The sequence below is a fragment of the Bowmanella yangjiangensis genome (assembly GCF_017255015.1).
Classification (GTDB): domain Bacteria; phylum Pseudomonadota; class Gammaproteobacteria; order Enterobacterales; family Alteromonadaceae; genus Bowmanella; species Bowmanella yangjiangensis.
This window is the reverse complement of sequence record NZ_JAFKCS010000437.1, coordinates 1-649: the sequence shown is the minus strand read 5'-3', so window position 1 is coordinate 649 and position 649 is coordinate 1. Positions and strand designations below refer to the sequence as shown.

1 protein-coding gene is annotated in these 649 nt (G+C 67.5%); it reads left to right on the top strand.

Annotated features, from left to right (window positions below; all coding sequences use genetic code 11):
- Positions 1–611, top strand: a 611-nt coding sequence (locus J0A65_RS25015; RefSeq protein ID WP_206596932.1) for an AraC family transcriptional regulator, incomplete at its 5' end; no start/stop codon positions are given.
- Between the last annotated feature and the right edge of the window lie 38 nt (positions 612–649).

The following is a 649-nucleotide window of genomic DNA, read 5'->3' as shown; positions in this document are numbered from 1 at the left end:
CCACGCTCGCCATCTGCCGCTTCTGGTTCGATGCCGGCAGTTTCCGCGCCATGTTGTTCGCCCTGCCATGGCTGATTCATATCCGGCAGGCCGAGGCCGCTGCGTGGTCCGAGGGGCTGCTGCATTTCATGCTGCTGGAAGCCCGCGACGTGCAGCTCGGTGGGGCGCTGATGGTCTCGCGGCTGATCGACCTCACGGTCATCCGCGTGCTGCGCACCTGGGTCCAGCAGGGCGCCGCGTCGGGGTGGCTGGGCGGTCTGTCCGACGCCCGCATCGCACGTGCGCTCAAGGCCATTCATGAACAGCCCAGGCAGCAGTGGCGGATCGAGGCGCTGGCGAAGCTGGCTGGTATGTCGCGCTCCAGTTTCTGTGAGCGTTTCAGCACACTGGTGGGGCGTGCGCCCTTGCGTTACCAGAACGAATGGCGGCTGACGCTGGCCAGGACCCTCCTGGCCACCCAGGACAGTCGCATCGGCGACGTGGGTTTTGCGGTCGGCTACGAGTCCGAGGCGGCCTTCAGCCGCGCCTACAAGGCCTTCTTTGGTCGCTCGCCACGGCAGGATCATGGCGCCCGGGCGGCGGCGAACGGAGCAGACCAGCCAGGTGGCTGAGGCATCGTGTGGCGGGCGGGCATGACCAACTGCACCAG